Here is a 19,589-nt window from a genome sequence, read left to right on the forward strand (position 1 = left end):
ATGACCGCAGCCATTATTTTCGGCGGTCTGATCGCCCTCATGCTCACGGGCATGCCGATCTCGATCGCACTCGGCCTTACCGTTCTGGCCTTCATGTATCTCATGACCTCCGTGCCGGTGGACACGGTGGCCCTTAAGCTCTTCACCGGCATCGAGAAGTTCGAGATCATGGCGATCCCGTTCTTCATCTTGGCCGGCAACTTCCTAACCCATGGCGGGGTCGCCAAGCGCATGATCAACTTCGCCTCATCGATGGTGGGGCATTGGTATGGCGGCCTGGGTCTTGCAGGCGTCATGGCCTGCGCGCTCTTCGCCGCCGTGTCCGGTTCGTCGCCGGCGACGGTCGTCGCGATTGGCTCGGTCATCCTGCCGGCCATGGTCAGGCAGGGTTTCCCGAAGCAGTTCGGGGCAGGGGTGATCACCACGTCCGGCGCGCTGGGCATCCTCATCCCGCCATCCATCGTCATGGTCATGTATTCGGTGGCGACATCGGGCATCACCGCGACGGGTCCGGACGGTAAGGTCGTCTCTGCCGCTTCCGTCGGCCAGCTCTTCATCGCCGGCGTCATCCCCGGCCTGATCCTTGCCGGTGTTCTGGCAGCCGTGACCTGGTGGATTGCCTGGCGCAACGATTATCCTCGCCTGACAAAAGCCAGCTGGGGTGAGCGTCTGATCACCTTCCGCAAGGCGGCCTGGGGCCTGCTGCTGATCGTCATCGTCATCGGCGGCATCTATACCGGCGCCTTCACGCCGACCGAGGCCGCTGCCATGAGCGCCGTCTATGCCTTCGTGATCTCGGTCTTCGTCTACAAGGACCTGAAGCTCTCGGACGTGCCGCGCGTGCTCCTGTCGTCCGCCAACATGTCGGCGATGCTGCTCTACATCATCACCAACGCCGTACTGTTCTCCTATCTCATGACCAGCGAGAACATTCCGCAGGCGCTGGGCGAATGGATGGTGAATTCCGGCCTGAACTGGTGGATGTTCCTGATTGCCGTCAACCTGCTGCTGCTGGCCGCCGGCAACTTCATGGAGCCATCCTCCATCGTGCTGATCATGGCGCCGATCCTCTTCCCCGTCGCTATCAAGCTCGGCATCGACCCGGTCCATTTCGGCATCATGATCGTGGTCAACATGGAAGTCGGCATGTGCCATCCGCCGGTGGGGCTCAATCTCTACGTGGCCTCGGGCATCACGCGCATGGGGATAACCGAGCTCACGGTCGCCGTCATGCCCTGGCTTCTCGCCATGCTCGTCTTCCTGCTGTTCATCACCTATGTGCCGGCCATTTCGACCATTCTGCCGCGCATGCTGGGCATGATGTAGCAGGCGACCCGACATCCCTGACGAGATTGGCCCCGCTGCTCCGCAGTGGGGTCAATTTTTTCGCCGCGTCCGCCGCGTAACCGGAAGCGCACGAATTTTCAGGCTCAGCGATTCCGGTGGTGGAAATTATGCGCTAAAGCAAAGCATGATCTTCGCTTCCGAAGGATTCGATGATCATGCTTTGCTTTCGTGTTTGAGCCTTCCGCGCGAGATGACCGATCTTTGCAGCGCTGCGGCGAGACACGGCCCCGATATCTCGATGAAAAGTCCGGAAGACATGAGCCAGAACTCCTATTTCACCGCCTATGGCGGCCTGCCGCCTCAAACGCAATTGTTGTCCGGCAAGGCGGTCTTCAAGACGGCCTATGCAGTCATTCCCAAGGGCGTGATGAGCGATATCGTCACCAGCCTCCTGCCGCATTGGGACAAGACCCGCGCCTGGATCATCGCCCGGCCGATGACCGGATTTTCCGAGACGTTCTCCCAATATGTCATGGAGGTTCAGGCTGGAGGCGGCAGCGCCAAGCCGGAGCCGGATGCGCGCGCGCAGGGCGCGATCTTCGTGATCGAGGGTTCGATGACGATTACGCTGGATGGCACCGCGCATGATGTCAGGGCGGGTTCGTTTGCCTTCCTTCCCGCCGGTTCGGCATGGTCGGTCCAGAACAGGAGCGACGCCATCGCCAGGTTCCATTGGGTCAGGAAAGCCTTCCAGCCCGTCGAGGGGCTGGAGCCGCCGCCGGCGATCTTTACGCATGAAGACGAGCACGAGATCGCCATGATGCCGGATACGGGGGGAGCCTGGGGAACGACGCGCTTCATTGACCCCAACGATATCCGCTACGATTTTCACCTGAACATCGTCACCTTCCAGCCGGGCGGCATTATCCCCTTCATGGAGACCCATGTGATGGAGCACGGCCTCTATGTGCTGGAGGGCAAGGCTGTCTATCGGCTCAACGATGACTGGGTCGAGGTGGAAGCGGGCGACTTCATGTGGCTGCGTGCCTTCTGCCCACAGGCCTGCTATGCCGGCGGCCCGGGCCGGTTCCGCTATCTGCTTTACAAGGACGTCAATCGACACGCCCGCCTCTGGTAGGCGTTCGGCGCGATACGCGTCGCCAATACGGCCAGTACAAAGGCCCGGAAACGGTTCTCAGGGCCTTTGAAGACGTTGAACGCTACTGATTGCCAGCCTTCGGGGCATCGAGTTCGCGCAGCCACTCACGCCAAATGGCGACCAGGATTGCCATCAGGACCGGCCCGATGAAGAGGCCCAAGAGCCCCATTGTCTTGACGCCGCCCACGAGGCCGAAAAATGTGGGAAGAAACGGCAATTGGATGGGCCCGCCGACTATCCTCGGTCGAAGCGTCTTGTCGACGATGAAGAGTTCTGTTGTTCCCCAAGCGAAAAGCGCCACGGCGGCGACCGGTGATCCGGTTCCGAGGAGGTAGAGGGACACCAGCGAGAAAGACAGCGGCGCCCCGCCCGGGATGAGCGCCATGATACCAGTCAGGACGCCCAGTGTGATCGGGGAGGGCGCTCCCGCAATCCAGTATGCCACGCCGAGCACAACCCCTTCGCCGACGGCGATCAGCGTCATTCCGGTAACCGTGGCACTGACGGTTTGCGGCACGATCCGCGAAAACCGTTCCCAGCGTCTCGGCAGAACCCGTTCTCCCAACTTGTCGATCTGCAACGCGAAATTCTCGCCGTCGCGATAGACGCAAAACAGAACGATCATCATGAAGATCAGTGTCAGCAGGAAGTTGAAAACGCCTGCGCTGGTCATGAGGACGAGATGATAAATGGCACCGATATTGCTGCCGGTCACGATCTGGATAAGCTCGCCGATGCCGCCAGGGTGGGCAAAAAGCCGGGTCCATTCCTCATTGGCCCACTCGCCTATTATCGGCAAGTTTGCGAGCCAGCCGGGTGTCGCGGCTCCGGTCTTGTTCGCTTCAACGGCCCATCGCACCCATCGGCTGAGTTCCCGCAGCGTGTAGCTCGACGCCAGGAAAACGGGAACGATGACGAAAACCACGATCATCAGGACCGCGAGGCTTGCGGCAATCGTTCGCTGGCCATTGACGCGCGCTTTCAGGATCTTGAAAAGCGGCCAGCTCGCAAAGCCGATGACCAGCGCGCCGAGTATCGGAACCACGAAGCCATAAAAGAAATAGACGCCGAGAGCGATGACCAGCACCAGCAGCCAGCGGGCAATGGACAGCGGCGTTACGATTGCTGCGCCCGAGGATTTGGCAGAGCCTAGCCAGCGCTGCATTTCCACCGGCTCGGATCGGGTCGCTTTTTCCAGTTCCATCCCAGATGATGTCCTATTTTTTTGTTTTCCAGAACCAGCAATGCCGCCCGTTCCGCTATGGCACAGAACATAGGGAGAGACCGATGTTATGTCCATGCGGCAGCGGTCCAAACGTCTGTTGGTCAGATGGCACGCTCGTTTGAGACTTCATAAGCCGCTGTCAATATACAGGCCTTATGTGAAACCGTTGGGATTTTATTGGGATTGCATGAAGTTTTCGTGAGTGTCGGTCCGGCCTTTGGGGCGTTCCGGGCCGGCGTGTGCCCGGATATGGGGACGAAGGCGTAGTCGCTTCCCGAAAGGCCTTCGTCGGGAACCGCCGATGCGTTGCAGGTTATGCATTCGAACTGCCACACCAGGTGATTGGATTGTCGAATGCCGGCCCAGAAAAATCTGTTCGATCCGTTCCCCGAAACCCTTGAGCCCGTCCACCCTGCCATTCCGCGTTCCTTCCGCTTCAAGGAGGGCTTCGGGGTTCATAACTTCCGGTTTGTGAATGCGAAGGACGAATCCAACTTCGCCAATTTCCAGCAGGATGGCCACATGGCGATGCGCAACCCTGTTGGCAGGGTCAATTATCAGCCGAACTCGTTTGGCGAGGGGCCGCGGGAATCGCCGGAGCGGGGCTATCGGCATTTCCCGGCAGAAGAGCAGGGTGCGAAGGCTCGCCTGCGGCCCGAAAGCTTCGCCGACCATGACAGCCAAGCAAGGCAGTTCTACATCAGCCAGACGCCGCCCTGACATTTGAATTGAGCAAGGTGGAAACGGCCTCCATCCGTGAACGCATGATCGCGCATCACATGGTCGACGGCGGGCCGTCCGTACTTTTCGACGCCGTCGCGCTGCTGACTTCGGCGGCGGCCATGGCAGATCTTGTCCAGGAGGCAACCGCCCGCGATTTTGTCGCCGACGCCTTCCAGCATTGCAAGTTCATCGGCTACGACGCATCGGCCATGCCGCTTCTCGAAAAGGCAGGCATGGCGGATGCTCTCGATTAGGGTGTGATTGCCTTGCCCGGTGAGGAGCGCCCGACCGGTTTCGTCTCGATGCTCGGGACCTTGCGGATTTGGGGACGGGAACCTTCGGTCAAAATCGGCCAGGCCTCATCAATGGGTAAGTGAGCCTTTCCCGACGGTTTCACCGCCCTGCTGAAATCGCCGGACTGACGACCGGTGTATCCGCCAACCCTGAACAGAATTGGCGACGTCCCGCCCGGCAGCCTCAAACCGAGGAAATCTTGAGCATCCGTGCCAGCTCGCCGACAACACCACGGCGGAAGAGGAGCACGCTGACGATGAAGATCGCGCCGATGACCACCTGCACCCAGGAGCCGATATCCGCCAGGTAGTGCTGCAGCGTGATGATGACGACCGAGCCGACGACCGGGCCGAAGATCGTGCCCATGCCGCCGATCAGCGTCATGAGGATGACTTCGCCCGACATCTGCCAATGCGCATCGGTGAGCGAGGCGAACTGGAAGACGATGGCCTTGGTCGAGCCCGCCACGCCGGCCAGCGATGCGGAGAGCACGAAGGCGATCAGCTTGAAACGGTCGACATTGTAGCCGAGCGAGCGGGCGCGGGGCTCGTTCTCGCGGATCGCCTGCAGCACCTGCCCGAAGGGCGAGTGGATGGTGCGATAGATGATCAGGAAACCGGCCAGGAAGATCGCCGCGACGAAATAATACATCGGCAGCGGGTCGTTCAGGTCGAAGAGACCGAACAGCGTGCCGCGCGGAATGCCCTGCAACCCGTTTTCGCCGCCGGTGAAGGGTAATTGCAGGGCGAGGAAGTAGACGATCTGGGCGAGCGCCAGCGTGATCATGGCGAAATAGATGCCCTGACGGCGGATGGCGAGCGAGCCGACGACATAGCCGAGAGCGGCCGCAAAGACGCCACCGGCGAGAATGCCGACAAGCGGCGGCAGGCCCCAGACCTTCACCACATGGCCGCAGATATAGGCAGCCCCGCCGAAGAAGGCCGCATGGCCGAAGGAGAGAAGGCCGGTGAAGCCGATCAGCAGGTTGAAGGCGCAGGCAAAGAGCGCGAAGCAGAGAAGCTGCATCACGAAGACGGGATAGAGCACGGCGGGTGCCAAGAGCACCGCCGCGATCAGCACTACCCAGAGCACGGCCTGTGCGGCGCGGCTGCGGGCGAGCTTTTCATGGGGCACGCTTTCGGCGAATTCGCCGGCTTCATCGAGGGTCTGATGGGACGTGGCAGGTTTCGTCATGTCGCTTATCCCTCGCGCCCGAACAGGCCTGACGGCCGCACCAGCAGCACGATGACCATGAGGAAGAAAATCACCGTATTGGCGGCGGGGGCATAGAAGACCTTTGTTACGCCCTCGATGAGGCCGAGCGCGATGCCGGAGACGACCGCGCCCATGATCGAGCCCATGCCGCCGATGACGACAACCGCAAAGATGATGATGATGAGATCGGCACCCATCAGCGGGCTGACCGAATAGATCGGCGCGGCCAGCACGCCGGCGAGCCCGGCAAGCCCGGTGCCGAAGCCGAAGGTGAGCGTCACCATCAGCGGCACGTTGACGCCGAAGGCCTTCACCAGTTCCGGGTTTTCCGTGCCGGCGCGCAATAGCGCCCCGACCTTGGTCCGCTCGATCACATACCAGACGATCAGGCAGACGATGAGCGAGAAGACGATGGCGAAGAGGCGGAACTTCGGAAACATCATGAAGCCGAGATTGACCACGCCCTTCAGCGCATCCGGCATTCCGGGATAGGGCGTGCCCGAGGCGCTGAAGATGTTGACGAACAGGCCCTGCAGGACAAGCGTAACGCCGAAGGTCAGAAGCAGCGAATAGATCGGGTCGAACTTGTAGAGCCAGCGCAGCAGAAAGCGCTCGATCAATATGCCGAAGCCGCCGACGATGATGGGCGTGAGGATCAGCGCCGGCCAGAAGCCGATGTGAAAGCCGCTCATCCCGAACCACAGGCCGACATAGGAATAGAGGATCAGCGCCACGAAGGCGCCGAGCATGTAGAGCGCGCCATGGGCGAAATTCACCACATTGAGAAGCCCGAAGATGACGGCAAGGCCGAGGCTCATCATGGCGTAGAAGACGCCGTTGTTGAGGCCCAGCATGCCCTGGGCGAGCAGAAGCTTCAGCATGTTTTCGCCTTTCTACACACTCAGGTAATGGTTGAGCCGGTCCATGCTGGCGGCGACCTCGCCGCCCTCGATGCGGTCGATCACCCGGCCGTGCTCGATGACGTAGTGACGATCGGCCAAGGGTGCTGCGAAGCGGAAATTCTGCTCGACCAGCACGATCGTATAGCCTTGCGCCTTCAGCCGCATGATCGCCTCGCCGAGCGCCTTGACGATGACCGGGGCGAGCCCCTCGGTGATCTCGTCGAGCAGCAGGAGCTTCGCGCCGGTGCGCAGGATGCGGGCAATGGCCAGCATCTGCTGTTCACCGCCGGAAAGCCGCGTGCCCATGCGCTTGCGCACCTCTTTCAGGTTCGGGAACATGCGGTAAATCTCGTCAAGGCTCATGCCGTCCTTCCCGACGCTGGGCGGCAGCATCAGGTTTTCCTCGACATTGAGGCTCGCGAAAATGCCGCGCTCTTCCGGGCAATAGCCGATGCCGCCAAGCGGCGCGATGCGATGATCGGCAACGTCGATGAACTCGCGGCCGCGGATCGTCACCGAGCCGGTGCGGCGCGACACCATGCCCATGATGGCGCGCAGCGTCGTGGTGCGGCCGGCGCCATTGCGGCCGAGAAGGGTGATCAGCTCGCCCTCGGCAATTTCGATATCGACGCCGTGGAGCACATGGGACTCGCCATACCACGCATTGAGCCCGCTGGTTTTCAGAAGCGGCGCGGCCATCATGCCACCTCCTCGGCCTTGATGCCCATATAGGCTTCCATGACGGCGGGGTTCTTCGACACCTGTTCGTAGGTTCCTTCGGCGAGAACCTCGCCACGGCTCAGGACCGTGATGGAATCGGCGAGCTTGGAGACGACGCCGAGATTGTGCTCGACCATGATGATGGTACGGCCCACCGAAACCCGCTTGATGAGATCGGCAACCTGGCCGACATCTTCCGAGCCCATGCCCTGCGTCGGCTCATCCAGCAGCATGAGTTCCGGTTCGAGCCCGAGCGTGGTGGCAATTTCGAGCGCCCGCTTGCGGCCATAGGGAAGCTCGACCGCCGGCACATGGGCGAAGCGCTTCAGCCCGACCTGATCGAGCCGCGCCAGCGCTTCGTCATCCAGCGTCGACAGGATCTTGCGCGAGCGCCAGAACTGATAGCTGACATCGAGCCGCTTCTGCAGCGCGATGCGGACATTTTCGAGCGCCGTCAGATGCGGGAACACTGCAGAGATCTGGAACGACCGGACGATGCCCAGATTGGCGATCTCCTCCGGTTTCAGATGCGTGATGTTGCGTCCGTTGAAGGTGATCGTGCCGGAGCTTGGCGTGATGAATTTGGTGAGAAGATTGAACATGGTCGTCTTGCCGGCGCCGTTCGGGCCGATCAGCGCATGGATGGAGCCGCGCGCAATCTTCAGATTGACGTTTCTGACCGCCATGAAGCCGCCGAAGCTGCGGCTGAGGTCAGTCGCTTCGAGGATGAAATCGCTCATGATGGTCCTTCGGCAAGACGTGGAGCAGGTCGTTGGCAAGGAATGGCAGGGTGGACGGCAAACAAGCCGCCCACCCCGCAGAGAGCGCTTATTTCACCAGCGGGCAGCCGCCGTCCTTCAGCGAGGCATAGGCCTGGTTGCCGGGAATGGTCTCGACGACCTTCACGACATCCCACGGGTCCTTCGTCGCATCCTGCACCTGCACGAGATACATGTCATGCTCGAGCAGGCCATCGGGACGGATCTGGCCGCCCTTGGCGAAGAAATCGTCGATTTTCATCTTGCCAAGCTCGGCGCGCACGGCGTCCGGATCATCCGTGCCGGCCGCCTTGACGGCCTTGAGATAGGCCATGGTCAGCGAATAGTCGGCGGCGTGGATAAAGGTCGGGGCGGCACCGTTGGAATACTTCATGTACTTTTCCTTCCAGGCGCGCGAGGCATCGTCCTGGTTCCAGTACCAGCCGACGGTGAAGTTCAGGCCCTTGGCGACATCGGTGCCGAGCGCCTTGACGTCGGCGATCGTGACCAGCATGCCAGCAAGCTGCTGGCCGGCCGAGGTGAGGCCGAATTCATGCGCCTGCTTGATCGAGTTCACCGTGTCCTGGCCGGCATTGGCAAGGCCGACGACCTTGGCGCCCGAAGACTGTGCCTGCAGGAGATAGGAGGAGAAGTCGGTCGAGGCGAGCGGCACGTCGGAACTGCCGAGCACCTTGCCGCCCATCTTCTCGACCACGGCGGTCGTGGCCTTCTGCAGCGCATGGCCGAAGGCATAATCGGCGGTGATAAAATACCAGCTGTCGCCGCCATTCTTCACCACGGCCGAGGCCGTGCCGGTGGAGAGCGCATTGGTGTCGTAGCCGTAGTGAATGCCGTATTTCGTGCAGGCCTTGCCAGTGAGATCGGCACTCGCCGAGCCCGTGTTCATGGTGATGACCTTCTTTTCCGACGCCAGCTGTTGCACGGCAAGGCCGACGGCCGAGTTGGTCAGGTCGGTGATCATGTCGACATGATCCTGGTCGATCCACTGGCGCGCCGTGGCGGAGGCGACATCCGCCTTGTTCTGGTGGTCGGCGGAGATCACCTCGATCTTCTTGCCGAGAACCGTGCCGCCGAAATCCTCGACCGCCATCTTCACGGCTGCCACCGCGCCATCGCCGCTGAAGCCGGTGGAATAGACGCCCGACATGTCGCCGAGAACGCCGATCTTGACGACATCGTTGGAAATGCCGCCGGCAAGGGCTGTCGTTGCCGCAAGGGCGACCGCCGCTGCGCTGACCGTTCCGTACAGAAATGCTTTCATCACTCTTCCTCCTTGAGTTGCGGGCTTAAGCGTGTCCCGCGCGATTGACAGATGGTCTGTCTTTAAAACGGACCCTTCACCGCTGCGCCTTTCCGGCTGTCTGCGGGCTTGACCCGGTCTCCTCCATGCACCCGCTCAGCGGGATCTCTGCGCCTGTGGCCAGTCGGCCTCCGGTTGTCTTTCCTTGCGCGCCTTCTCCTCCAGAATCAGGCTAGCGGCTTTCTCTGCAATCATCAATGTGGGCGAATTGGTGTTGCCACTGGTGATGGCTGGCATGACGCCGGCATCCACCACGCGCAAACCGCGCACACCATAAACCCGGAGCCGGCTGTCGACCACGGCGAGCGGATCGTCCGCGCGCCCCATCTTCGTCGTGCCGACGGGATGAAAGATCGTGCTGGCAATGTCGCCGGCGAGCTTCGCCAATTCCTCGTCGCTCTGGAACTCGACACCCGGTTTCCACTCGACCGGCGCGTAGCGGGATAGCGCCGGCTGCGACACGATATGGCGGGCCTGACGGATGCTGTCGGCTGCGATGCGCCGATCTTCCGGCGTCGTCAGATAGTTTGGCGCAATCGCCGGTGCATCCTTGGGATTTACCGAGCGGATGCGCACCGTACCACGGCTGGTCGGGTTGAGATTGCAGACGCTGACGGTAAAGGCGGGCTCGCGATGCAGCGGCTGGCCGAAGGCCTCAAGGCTCAGCGGCTGGACGTGATATTCGAGATTGGCGTAGGGCTGGCTGTCGTCAGAGCGGGTGAACGCGCCGAGCTGCGAGGGCGACATGCTCATCGGGCCGCTGCGCTTCAGCGCATATTCCATGCCGATCGCCACCTTGCCGAAGAGACTGGCGGTCAGTGCGTTCAGCGTCTTTGCACCCGTCACCTTGAAGACGGTTCGGATTTGCAGGTGGTCCTGCAGATTGCCGCCGACGCCGGGAAGGTCGGCCACCGGCTCGATGCCGAGGCTCTTCAGGAAGGACGGATCGCCAAGCCCGCTCAGCTGCATGATCTGCGGTGAGCCAATAGCCCCCGCCGACAGGATGACTTCGGCGATCGCGCCCACCTCTACAGTTTCGCCGGCGCGATTGAGCCGCGCGCCCGAGCAGCGTAAACCGCCATCGTCGTCCGTCTCGAACAGCAGGCGTTCGACCTGCGCCTCGGTCCACACCGTCAAGTTGGGTCGCGACAGGGCAGGGCGTAGAAAGGCCTTCGACGTGTTCCAGCGCCAGCCATTGCGCTGGTTGACGTCGAAATAGCCCACGCCCTCGTTGTCGCCGCTGTTGAAATCGTCAGTCTTGGGCACGCCGGCCTGAACGGCGGCATCGGCAAAGGCATCCAGCAGATCCCAGCGGAGTCGCTGCTTTTCCACCCGCCACTCGCCGCCATGGCCGTGGAGATCTGAAAAGCGGCTGTTGCCGCCGGTCGTCGGGTCCTGGCCGTCGTCGAGCCGGTAGTGATCCTCATGTGCCTTGAAATGCGACAGTACATTTTCCCATCGCCAGCTGTCGTCTCCGGTGACGGCCGCCCAATGATCGTAATCGCGTGCCTGGCCGCGCATGTAGATCATGCCGTTGATGGAGGAGCAGCCACCCAGCGTCTTGCCGCGCGGATAGATGAGGCTGCGGCCGTTGAGGCCGGCTTCGGATTCGGTCTTGTAAAGCCAGTCGGTGCGGGGATTGCCGATGCAATAGAGATAGCCGACGGGGATGTGGATCCAGTGGTAATCATCCTTGCGGCCTGCTTCGAGAAGCAGCACGCGGGCCTCAGGGTCACGGCTCAGCCGATTGGCGAGCAGGCAGCCCGCCGAACCTCCCCCGATAATAATGTAATCGAATGCTTTCGCAGCCAATCCCAAGCCTCCCGATGCCGATATCACCCGATCAGAACCTCGCGCGGCAGCGCAAGAGCCTGAAAAAGCTGAACCGGCATGTTAAGCGTCCTCCCGCTTGATACGCAGGCTAAACGCGAAGTTGGCGAGAAATCCAATGACAAATTCGAGAGAGAATTATAAGCAGGATTAATATGGCTGACTTCGATCTGAAGACATTGCGGGCCTTTGTGGCGGTCGCGCGCGAGGGCAATGTGACCCGCGCGGCCGAGCAATTGCGTGTGACGCAGCCGGCGCTCAGCCTGCAGCTGAAACGTCTGGCGACAGAGACCGGCGTCGAGCTCTTCCGCCGCACCGCGCGGGGGCTGGAGCTGACCCATGACGGGGCGCTGCTGGCCGCCAAGGCGGAGCTCATCTTCGCCTCGCTGATGGATTTCGGACAGACAGCGCGCAGTCTGGTGACGCAAATCCGCGGCTCGCTGCGCATTGGCACGATCATCGATCCGGAATTCACCCGACTGGGGGCCTTCCTGAAGGCGTTGGTTGAAAGCGCGCCCAGCGTCGAGACGGAGCTGCGTCACGGTATCAGCGGGCAGGTGCCGGAGGGGCTGAAGCGCAACGAGCTGGATGTCGGCTTCTTTCTTGGCGATATCCGCGATTTCGATCCGCTGGCGGGGCAGGGGCTTGGTCCGGAAGAAAACCTGTTCCATGTGCTGGAACTGGCGCCCCTGACCTATCGTGTCGTAGCACCGGCAGCGCTTGGCCCCTATGTGCGCGACAAGAGCTGGGCGGAACTGGCAGCTCTTCCCTGGATCGGCACGCCGCCGGCCTCGGTGCACAATCGGCTTCTGGGCCGCATTTTCGGTACGCTTGGCGTCCGGCAGAATGTCGTGGCGCTGATCGATCAGGAAATGTCCATGCTGGCCATGGTCCGCGCCGGTGTGGGCTTAAGCCTCTGTCGCGAATCCATTGCGCTGCACGAGCAGCAATCGAACGGCCTGATCATCGCCAATGCCGTGAAGGTTGAAACCGCGCTCAGTTTCATTGCCCTCAAGGCGCGTATGCACGATCCAGCCGTTTCCCATGTCTTCGCTGTTGCGCGGCGCACCTGGGAGCAGAAGAGCTGAATTCCCCATGATGAAACCTGGCTTGGCCGCCGCTTCGGAGCCCTTCGAGACGATGCGAGATCAGGTGATGGAAGGGCGCCGGTTGAACCGGCGCCTCTCGTCATTTCAGGACAGGTGATGCGGCTTCGTCATGCCGTAGACCGGCGTGTCGATGCCGGCCTGACGGGCCTTCAGCTGCAGCGAGAGATATTGCGAATAGTGGCGCGACTGGTGCAGGTTGCCGCCGTGGAACCAGAGCGCCTCCTGCGGCGTCGGCTTCCACATGTTGCGCTGCTCTCCCTCCCAAGGGCCGGGGTCCTTGGTCGTGTTGGAGCCGAGGCCCCAGCACTTGCCCACCTTGTCCGCGACCTCGCGCGAGATAAGGTCCGCGGCCCAGCCGTTCATCGAGCCGTAGCCGGTGGCGTAGACGACGAGATCGGCGGGAAGCTCGGTGCCATCCTTCAGCACCACCGCGTTTTCGGTGAGATGCGACACGTCGGAACCGGATTTCAGCTTAATCGACCCGTCGATGACGAGATCGCAGGCGCCGACATCAATGTAATAGCCAGACCCGCGGCGCAGGTATTTCATGAACAGGCCGGAGTCGTCGTCGCCGAAATCCAGCATGAACCCGGCCTTTTCGAGCGCCTTGTAGAAGTCCGCATCCTTTTCCCGGATCTGGTTGTAAATCGGGATCTGGAACTCATGCATGATCCGGTAGGGGAGCGAGGCGAAGATGAGGTCGGCCTTGCGTGTGGTCATGCCACCCTGAACGGCGCGCTCCGAATAGAGATCGCCCAGCCCGATTTCCATCAGCGAGTCCGACTTGACGATATGGGTGGACGAACGCTGGAGCATTGTTACATCCGCACCGGCTTCCCAGAGTGCCGCGCAGATATCATGCGCCGAGTTGTTGGAGCCGATGACGACGACCTTTTTGCCGGCATAGGCATCCGGGCCCGGATGCTGCGAGGAATGCTGCTGCTCGCCCTTGAAGATATCCTGGCCCGGGATTTTCGGCACATTGGCCTTGCCGGACATGCCGGTCGCCAGCACCAGCTGCTTGGGCTTGAGGATGACTTCCTCGCCGGCGCGGTCGACGATCACGGTCCATTCGCCGGTCTTCTCGTCGAACTGTGCCGATTTGGCCGTCGTGGAGCCCCAATAGTTCAGCTCCATGACCTTGGTGTACATTTCCAGCCAGTCGCCGACCTTGTCCTTGGGCGTGAAGACCGGCCAGTTTTCCGGGAAGGGGATGTAGGGCAGGTGATCGTACCAGACGGGATCGTGCAGGCAGAGCGACTTGTAGCGCTTGCGCCAGCTGTCGCCGGGGCGCTCGTTCTTCTCGATGATGATCGTCGGCACGCCGAGCTGGCGCAGCCGCGCGCCGAGCGCAATGCCGCCCTGGCCACCGCCGATGATGACGACATAGGGCTGGGTGGAATAGCCGAGTTCGGCGGCCTCCGTTTCGCGCTTTTCCTTCCAGGTTCTGCGGTTGCGGTCATGGCCGTGTTCGGCGCCCATCGGACGGCGCACGCCCTTCGGCTCCTCATGGCCCTTCAGTTCCGTCATGGTGGTGAGCAGCGTCCAGATCAGTCCGTCCTTCAGGCGGATATGGCCATAGCCGCGTGCCACGCCGGTCTCGAACTCGAACCAGCCTTCGGTGACGCCGCCGGCTTCTGACGCGGCCTCCTTCGTGTCCTGCACGAAATTGGACGGCTTGGTGGCGGCAAGCTGGCTTTCCAGCATGTCGCGCACCTGTTCATGGCCTTCCATAGTCTTCAGGTTCCAGGTGAAGGTCACCAGATCGCGCCAATAGCACTCGGCCTGAAACAGGTTGACGGCGGCGTCGATATTGCCGCTGGCGAGCGCGTCGCCAAGCTTGGCAAGGATCGTGTCGATTTTGGTTCCGGGGCTGACATCAAGCATGGTTTTCTCCTCCGTAAATGCTTGGGGTAGGTGGTCTTGGAACGCCCGCGCGGGGCGTCCCCAAAGCCTTGCCGCATAATCCTGCCGGGCTCCTCTCCCGGTGCAGGCGATGGCGGCGAGGGCTTATTTCGAGAGATCGATCAGGATCTTGAGTTGTGTGCCGGCCGGATCGAGCAGGACGTCGAAGCCCTCCTTCACCGCCGTCTCCAGCGTGATGCGCTTGGTGACGATCTTCGTCGCCGGCAGAAGGCCGGAGGCGATCAGCCGGATGACACGCGGCCAGTAATGCGTCGGATAGGCCCAGGAACCCTTGATCTCGAGGTCGCGGAACGTGACCTGGAACCAGTCGATGGGGTTTTCATGGGGGTGGAGGCCAGTCTGGACCACGACACCCTGCTTACGCGCGGCATCGACGCAGGCTTTCAGCGCATGCTCGTTGCCGACGCATTCGATGGCGACATCACAGCCGACATTGCCTTCCGTCAGCAAGCGGACGACATCGCCGACATTGTCGCGCTTCGGGTTGATGGTGATGACATCCGGCACGACGCTTTTCGCCAGTTCAAGCCGCGCGTCGTTGAGGTCGGAGACGAAAAGCTGCGCCGCGCCGGCCGCCCTTGCAGCCAGAAGCGTCAGCATGCCGATCGGGCCGGCGCCGGTGACGAGAACGCTGTTGCCGGCAGTCACGCCGCCGCGGTCGCAGGCATAGACGGCAACGGCGGTCGGCTCGACAAGGGCTGCTTCCTCATCGGTCATCTCGTCCGGGATTTTCTGGACGTTATACTCGTTGACGAGGGCCGCTTCCGCCATTCCGCCGCCCTCCCAGCTCAGACCCACAAGGGCGAGCTGTGTGCTGAGATGAAAAAGGCCACGATCGGCGAAATAGTCGCCCTTGCGCGGCATGACGAGCGGCTGGATCGACACGCGGTCGCCGGCCCTGACGGAGGTCACGCCCTCGCCGATCGCCTCGACAACGCCGCCGAATTCGTGGCCGAGAACTTGCGGACCGTGGGCTCCCGTGAACGGATGCGGCTCGGTCGGTATGAAGATCGGACCGTAGCTGTATTCGTGAAGATCGGTCCCGCAAATACCGACGAAGCGGTTGCGGACCAGAATCTGGCCTGGACCCGGCTTTCCGGGCTCGGCAATGTTCTCGAGACGCAGGTCCTTGGCTGCATGAAATCGGAGCGCGCGCATGTTTCCTCCCTGGGCTGCTTTTGATGAAACTCAAGGGAGCAACGCCCATGCCAGAGCGGCAGGGCAATGAGAGAAATTGAAAACATTGGGCTTTTCAACGCAACCGCCGCCCTCTGCGCCACAGGTGTGGCGCTACGGCTGTGGCGGATGCCACAGGCCGCGCTCAGTGGGGCCGGTCGATACCGAGCCGGCGCATGCGGCGATGCAGGGTGGTGCGATCGATGCCGAGCCGCCTTGCGGCCTCCGAGACATTGCCCTTGCAGGCGGCGAGAACGGCGCGCAGATCCGCCTCGTCGCGGCCATGGCCGGTTTCGTTGGTGCTACCGCTCGGATCGGCACGCTGCGCCAACTGGTCCGGCAGATCCTCAACCTCGATCAAACCGTCGTCGCAGAGCGCCGCAGCGAAGGCGATGGCATTGTCGAGTTGACGGATATTGCCGGGCCAGCGATGGTTCAGGATCAGAAGCCTTGCCGCGCCGGCGAGCCGCAGGGGCCGCCCTGGCCGGCTGTGCTTTTCCAGCAGTCGGTCGAGAAGCCACGGGAAATCCTCGCGCTCGCAAAGCGGCGGCAGTGCCAGCACCGCCGCATTCAGCCGGTAATAGAGGTCTTCGCGGAACGTGCCGGCGGCGACCATATCCGCGAGCGGCCGGTGTGATGCCGACACGACGCGGAAATCGACCTTGCGCGGCTCCGAGCCACCCACGGGCAGAACTTCGCCTTCGGCCAGAACGCGCAGCAGCCGGCTTTGCGCGGCAAAGGGCATGTCGCCGATTTCATCGAGAAAGAGCGTGCCGCCCTCGGCCTCTTCGATCAGCCCCTTGCGTCCCTTGGCAAGAGCGCCGGTAAAGGCGCCCGGCGTATAGCCGAAGAGTTCGCTTTCGATCAGCTGTTCGGGGATTGCCGCGCAGTTGACCGCGACGAAGCGGCCGGAAACGCCGCTCGCCTCATGGACGATGCGCGCCAGATATTCCTTGCCGGTTCCGGTCTGACCCTGAAGCAGGATGGGCAGGCGGCTGGGAGCAAGCTTTTCCACCTTGCGCCGCAGAGCATCGATGCCGGGCACGCTGCCGCCCAGTCTTGCCAGGGCCGGAATCGGCCGCGCCGCTCGCGCGATCGCCACGCCCGAGACCCGCTGCTGCGGTTCGATCGCATGGGCATAGAGCAGGCTGCCGTCGCGCACGGCGATGCGCCGGTCCTGCGGCAGGCTGGCGCGGGTTAGCGAGGCCAGCTCGTCGAGCCCTGCGTCGAAGAAATCCGTCACCGGCCGGCCGATCAGGTGCTCTGGGCTTCGCCAGTCCACGCCGCCGGAATTGGCCAGCAGCCGTGCGCCGCCATGCGTCATGCCGGTGATGCAGCCGTTGCCATCAACGGAAATTGCCGCTTCCGGATCGACATCGAGAAATTCCGGCGCGCCGGCAAAGCGTAGAACCAGATCGTGACGGCTATTGGCCATGAGATTGGCAAGCTCGATCCGCCGCACGGTGGAGGAGACGAGATGGCGCGCCATGTTCTGGCTCGCCTTCAGGATCGGCGAACTGAGGAGCGAAATGTCGAGCACGGCGGCAAGTGCGCCTTGCGTGTCATAGATGGGCGCCGCCGTGCAGGAGAGCGGGGTATGGGTGATGTCGAAATGGTCGGTCTGGTGGATTGTCAGCGCCTCGCCGGTGGCGATGCAGGCGCCCACGGCACAGGTGCCGGCGCGGGGCTCCGACCATTCGGAGCCGAGATAGAGTCCTGCCTTGCGCAAGTTGTTGTTGAACGAGGCATCGCCCAGAAATTCGACCGTGACGCCCTGACGATCCGACAGAAGGAGCACGTAATTCTGCTCGGCGACCTGCCTGTAGAGGCGCTCCAGACCGGACCGGGCGATATGCACGAGATCTTCGGCCTGCTGGCGGTGCTCGCGCAGCCGGGTTTCGGACACGATGACGGCTTCCTGCGGGCGCGTCGGGTCAAGCTGATAGGTCGCCAGACAGCGCCGCCAGGAGTCCACGACGATGGCGTCGCGCCCGGTATTGCTGCCTCGCCAGACCCGCTCGATTTCCTTGATGTGATCTGAAAAACCCATACACACACCGGCTAGAGGGCCGCCTCCCGTGATCCTCGGGTGGGATCATAGCGGGAACCCGACGCCTTGCCTAATGCTTCGACAGGCGGCGTTTCATCTTTTTGCGGTCTTATGTATCAAAAGCGCCATAAAACAGAAGGAATCCGAACGCCAGTCATTACAATTGACCGTATGAAACCAGCGCGCACGGACACCTTTGAACACACGATAACCGGCCTTTGCCATCAGATAAGGTAACGCAGTCTTGCCGCCGGCTGGGTGACGTCGCTCAGGTCGCATCTCTTTATTGTGTATCTCAGCAAGCCATGCGGATTCGATTGGAAAATCTGGGCGAGTTGTGACGCTTAGACATGGTGCGTTTGTATCAGTTCTTCACCGTGTCTTCGAGGAAGAAGCGGCCGAGAGGGTTCTGGTAGAAATTGGTGACGTTCTTGCGCATCACGTTGATATAGGGGCTGTAATAGAGGTCGATCCAGTTGACGTCGGCCTTGGCCATCTTCTGCAGATCGACATACATCGCCTCGCGCTTGGCCGGGTCTGTTTCGAGACGGGCGGCGGCGACCAGTTCCTTGACCTTTTCATTCTTGTAGCGGGTCATGTAATTCATGTTCGAGTCATCGCCGAGTACGAAGGTCGTCTTCTGGTCCGGGTCGAGAATATCGTTCGTCCAGTACATGACCGAGATGTCGTAATCGCCGGCGATCAGCATGTCCCAGCTCTGGCTTGGATCGACCTTCTGGAGATTGGCGGTGACGCCAGCCTTGGCGAGCTGCTGCTGAATGAGAACGGCGATCTGCTCGTCGGTTTCCTTGCCGGCATTGACCACATAGTTCAGTGTCAGGCCCTCGGCGTCGGCGGCTTTCAGCATCTGCTTGGCCTTTTCCGGGTCGTAGGGACGCTGCAAGTTGTCGGCGTAGTGGTAGAGAGCGCCCTTCGGAATGTAGGAATTGGCGACTTCGCCGAGACCGAAGGTGGCGGCCTCTACAATGGCCTTCTTGTCGATGGCGAGATCGAGCGCCTCGCGCACTTCCTTCTTGGCAAGCGCGCCGTGCTGGTGGTTGATCAGCAGATGATCCTCCCGCGTCGAAGGATCCATGCGCACGGTGAGATCCGGGTTTTTCTTCATCTCGGCAACGCGCGAGAAGGGGACGGTGATCGCCACGTCGATCTGACCGGTCTGGACGTCCAGCATGCGAGTATTGTCGTCCGGAATGACGATCCATTCGACGCCATCAAGGCTGACATGGCCGGCGTCCCAGTAGTTCGGGTTCTTCTTCAGGATGACGCGGTCGCCGCGCTTCCAGTCTGCCACGGTGAAGGCGCCGGAGCCGACGGGCTTTTCGGCAAAGGCATCGGGATTGGCCTCGACGATCTTCTTCGGCAGGACCGAGGCATTCGGCAGCGCCATCATCGTGATGAAGGGAACCGATTTGCTCTTCAGCTTGACGACGAGGGTCTTGTCGTCCGCAGCCGTCGCGGTGTCGATGATCTTGAAGCTGTCAGCCCAGAGCGAACCCTTGTCGTCGCGGATGCGGGTGAGCGAGAAGGCGGCGTCGCCGGCGGTCACCGGGCTACCGTCCGAGAATTTGGCGTCGCGCAGCTTGAACGTATAGGTCAGACCGTCGTCGGATACGGTCCAGCTTTCGGCAAGGCCGGGCACGAGCTTGGTGCCCGTGGCATCGACACGGACGAGCACGTCGAAGACGTTGGAGAAGACCCAGTTGTCGACATTCTGCGCCGACTTGATCGGATCGAAGGTGGTGGAGTCCTCGTTACGGCCGATGGTCAGCACGCCTGCGGCTTCCGCATAGGAGGCCGAAAGGGACAGGACGGCCGCGAAGGCGGCGATTTTGGCTTTCGTCATCTTGAACTGCATGGGATCGATCCTCTGGTG

The 19,589-nt window shown here is 61.8% G+C and carries 14 protein-coding genes and 1 pseudogene; 4 read left to right on the forward strand and 11 right to left on the reverse strand.

Annotated elements, in window-relative coordinates:
- Both LQK83_RS17065 and LQK83_RS17070 read left to right on the forward strand, forming a co-directional pair.
- Entirely contained in the window at window positions 1-1,326 is a 1,326-nt protein-coding gene (locus LQK83_RS17065; protein ID WP_230838599.1) for a TRAP transporter large permease, read from the forward strand.
- A 277-nt stretch (window positions 1,327-1,603) separates the two neighbouring features.
- Window positions 1,604-2,425 carry a bifunctional allantoicase/(S)-ureidoglycine aminohydrolase gene (locus tag LQK83_RS17070; protein WP_230838631.1) on the forward strand — a complete coding sequence of 274 codons (822 nt, stop codon included), beginning with the start codon at window positions 1,604-1,606 and terminating at the stop codon, window positions 2,423-2,425.
- A gap of 82 nt (window positions 2,426-2,507) precedes the next feature.
- Here LQK83_RS17070 and LQK83_RS17075 read toward each other — a convergent pair whose 3' ends face one another.
- A complete protein-coding gene (locus LQK83_RS17075) occupies window positions 2,508-3,611 on the reverse strand; it encodes an AI-2E family transporter (protein ID WP_230838632.1) in 1,104 nt (367 codons plus the stop codon).
- Between the two features lie 555 nt (window positions 3,612-4,166).
- Between LQK83_RS17075 and LQK83_RS17080 the strand changes: the two are divergent.
- Window positions 4,167-4,771 (forward strand): annotated as a pseudogene (locus LQK83_RS17080) (catalase HPII); the annotation flags it as partial.
- A 100-nt stretch (window positions 4,772-4,871) separates the two neighbouring features.
- Here LQK83_RS17080 and LQK83_RS17085 read toward each other — a convergent pair.
- The 6 genes from LQK83_RS17085 to LQK83_RS17110 form a co-directional block, all read right to left on the reverse strand.
- Window positions 4,872-5,882: a branched-chain amino acid ABC transporter permease gene (locus tag LQK83_RS17085; protein WP_230838600.1), complete on the reverse strand. Its 1,011-nt coding sequence runs from the start codon at window positions 5,880-5,882 to the stop codon at window positions 4,872-4,874.
- 5 nt (window positions 5,883-5,887) lie between these two features.
- Window positions 5,888-6,781: a branched-chain amino acid ABC transporter permease gene (locus LQK83_RS17090; protein ID WP_210204263.1), complete on the reverse strand. Its 894-nt coding sequence runs from the start codon at window positions 6,779-6,781 to the stop codon at window positions 5,888-5,890.
- 15 nt (window positions 6,782-6,796) lie between these two features.
- Entirely contained in the window at window positions 6,797-7,507 is a 711-nt protein-coding gene (locus LQK83_RS17095) for an ABC transporter ATP-binding protein (RefSeq protein ID WP_269065691.1), read from the reverse strand.
- Window positions 7,504-8,265, reverse strand: coding sequence for an ABC transporter ATP-binding protein (locus LQK83_RS17100; RefSeq protein ID WP_230838601.1), 762 nt, complete (start codon window positions 8,263-8,265; stop codon window positions 7,504-7,506). Before LQK83_RS17100 ends, LQK83_RS17095 begins: the two co-directional genes overlap by 4 nt.
- Window positions 8,266-8,353: 88 nt before the next feature.
- A complete protein-coding gene (locus tag LQK83_RS17105; protein ID WP_230838602.1) occupies window positions 8,354-9,565 on the reverse strand; it encodes an ABC transporter substrate-binding protein in 1,212 nt (403 codons plus the stop codon).
- A 135-nt stretch (window positions 9,566-9,700) separates the two neighbouring features.
- Window positions 9,701-11,416 carry a GMC family oxidoreductase gene (locus tag LQK83_RS17110; protein ID WP_230838603.1) on the reverse strand — a complete coding sequence of 572 codons (1,716 nt, stop codon included), beginning with the start codon at window positions 11,414-11,416 and terminating at the stop codon, window positions 9,701-9,703.
- 173 nt (window positions 11,417-11,589) lie between these two features.
- Here LQK83_RS17110 and LQK83_RS17115 point away from each other — a divergent pair, with 173 nt between their 5' ends.
- Window positions 11,590-12,522, forward strand: a complete 933-nt coding sequence (locus LQK83_RS17115; RefSeq protein WP_230838604.1) for a LysR family transcriptional regulator — start codon at window positions 11,590-11,592, stop codon at window positions 12,520-12,522.
- 105 nt (window positions 12,523-12,627) lie between these two features.
- Here LQK83_RS17115 and LQK83_RS17120 read toward each other — a convergent pair whose 3' ends face one another.
- The 4 genes from LQK83_RS17120 to LQK83_RS17135 all read right to left on the reverse strand — a co-directional run bounded on the left by LQK83_RS17120 (window position 12,628) and on the right by LQK83_RS17135 (window position 19,559).
- A complete protein-coding gene (locus LQK83_RS17120; protein ID WP_230838605.1) occupies window positions 12,628-14,430 on the reverse strand; it encodes an NAD(P)/FAD-dependent oxidoreductase in 1,803 nt (600 codons plus the stop codon).
- A 123-nt stretch (window positions 14,431-14,553) separates the two neighbouring features.
- Window positions 14,554-15,627 (reverse strand): 2,3-butanediol dehydrogenase, encoded by a 1,074-nt coding sequence (locus LQK83_RS17125; protein ID WP_230838606.1) that lies wholly within the window; start codon window positions 15,625-15,627, stop codon window positions 14,554-14,556.
- Between the two features lie 163 nt (window positions 15,628-15,790).
- Window positions 15,791-17,695 (reverse strand): sigma-54-dependent Fis family transcriptional regulator, encoded by a 1,905-nt coding sequence (locus LQK83_RS17130; RefSeq protein ID WP_230838607.1) that lies wholly within the window; start codon window positions 17,693-17,695, stop codon window positions 15,791-15,793.
- A 364-nt stretch (window positions 17,696-18,059) separates the two neighbouring features.
- Window positions 18,060-19,559 carry an ABC transporter substrate-binding protein gene (locus LQK83_RS17135; RefSeq protein WP_230838608.1) on the reverse strand — a complete coding sequence of 500 codons (1,500 nt, stop codon included), beginning with the start codon at window positions 19,557-19,559 and terminating at the stop codon, window positions 18,060-18,062.
- Window positions 19,560-19,589: the final 30 nt, after the last annotated feature.

It is taken from the genome of Rhizobium sp. C1 (assembly GCF_021026335.1).
In the GTDB taxonomy this organism is placed as follows: domain Bacteria; phylum Pseudomonadota; class Alphaproteobacteria; order Rhizobiales; family Rhizobiaceae; genus Ensifer_A.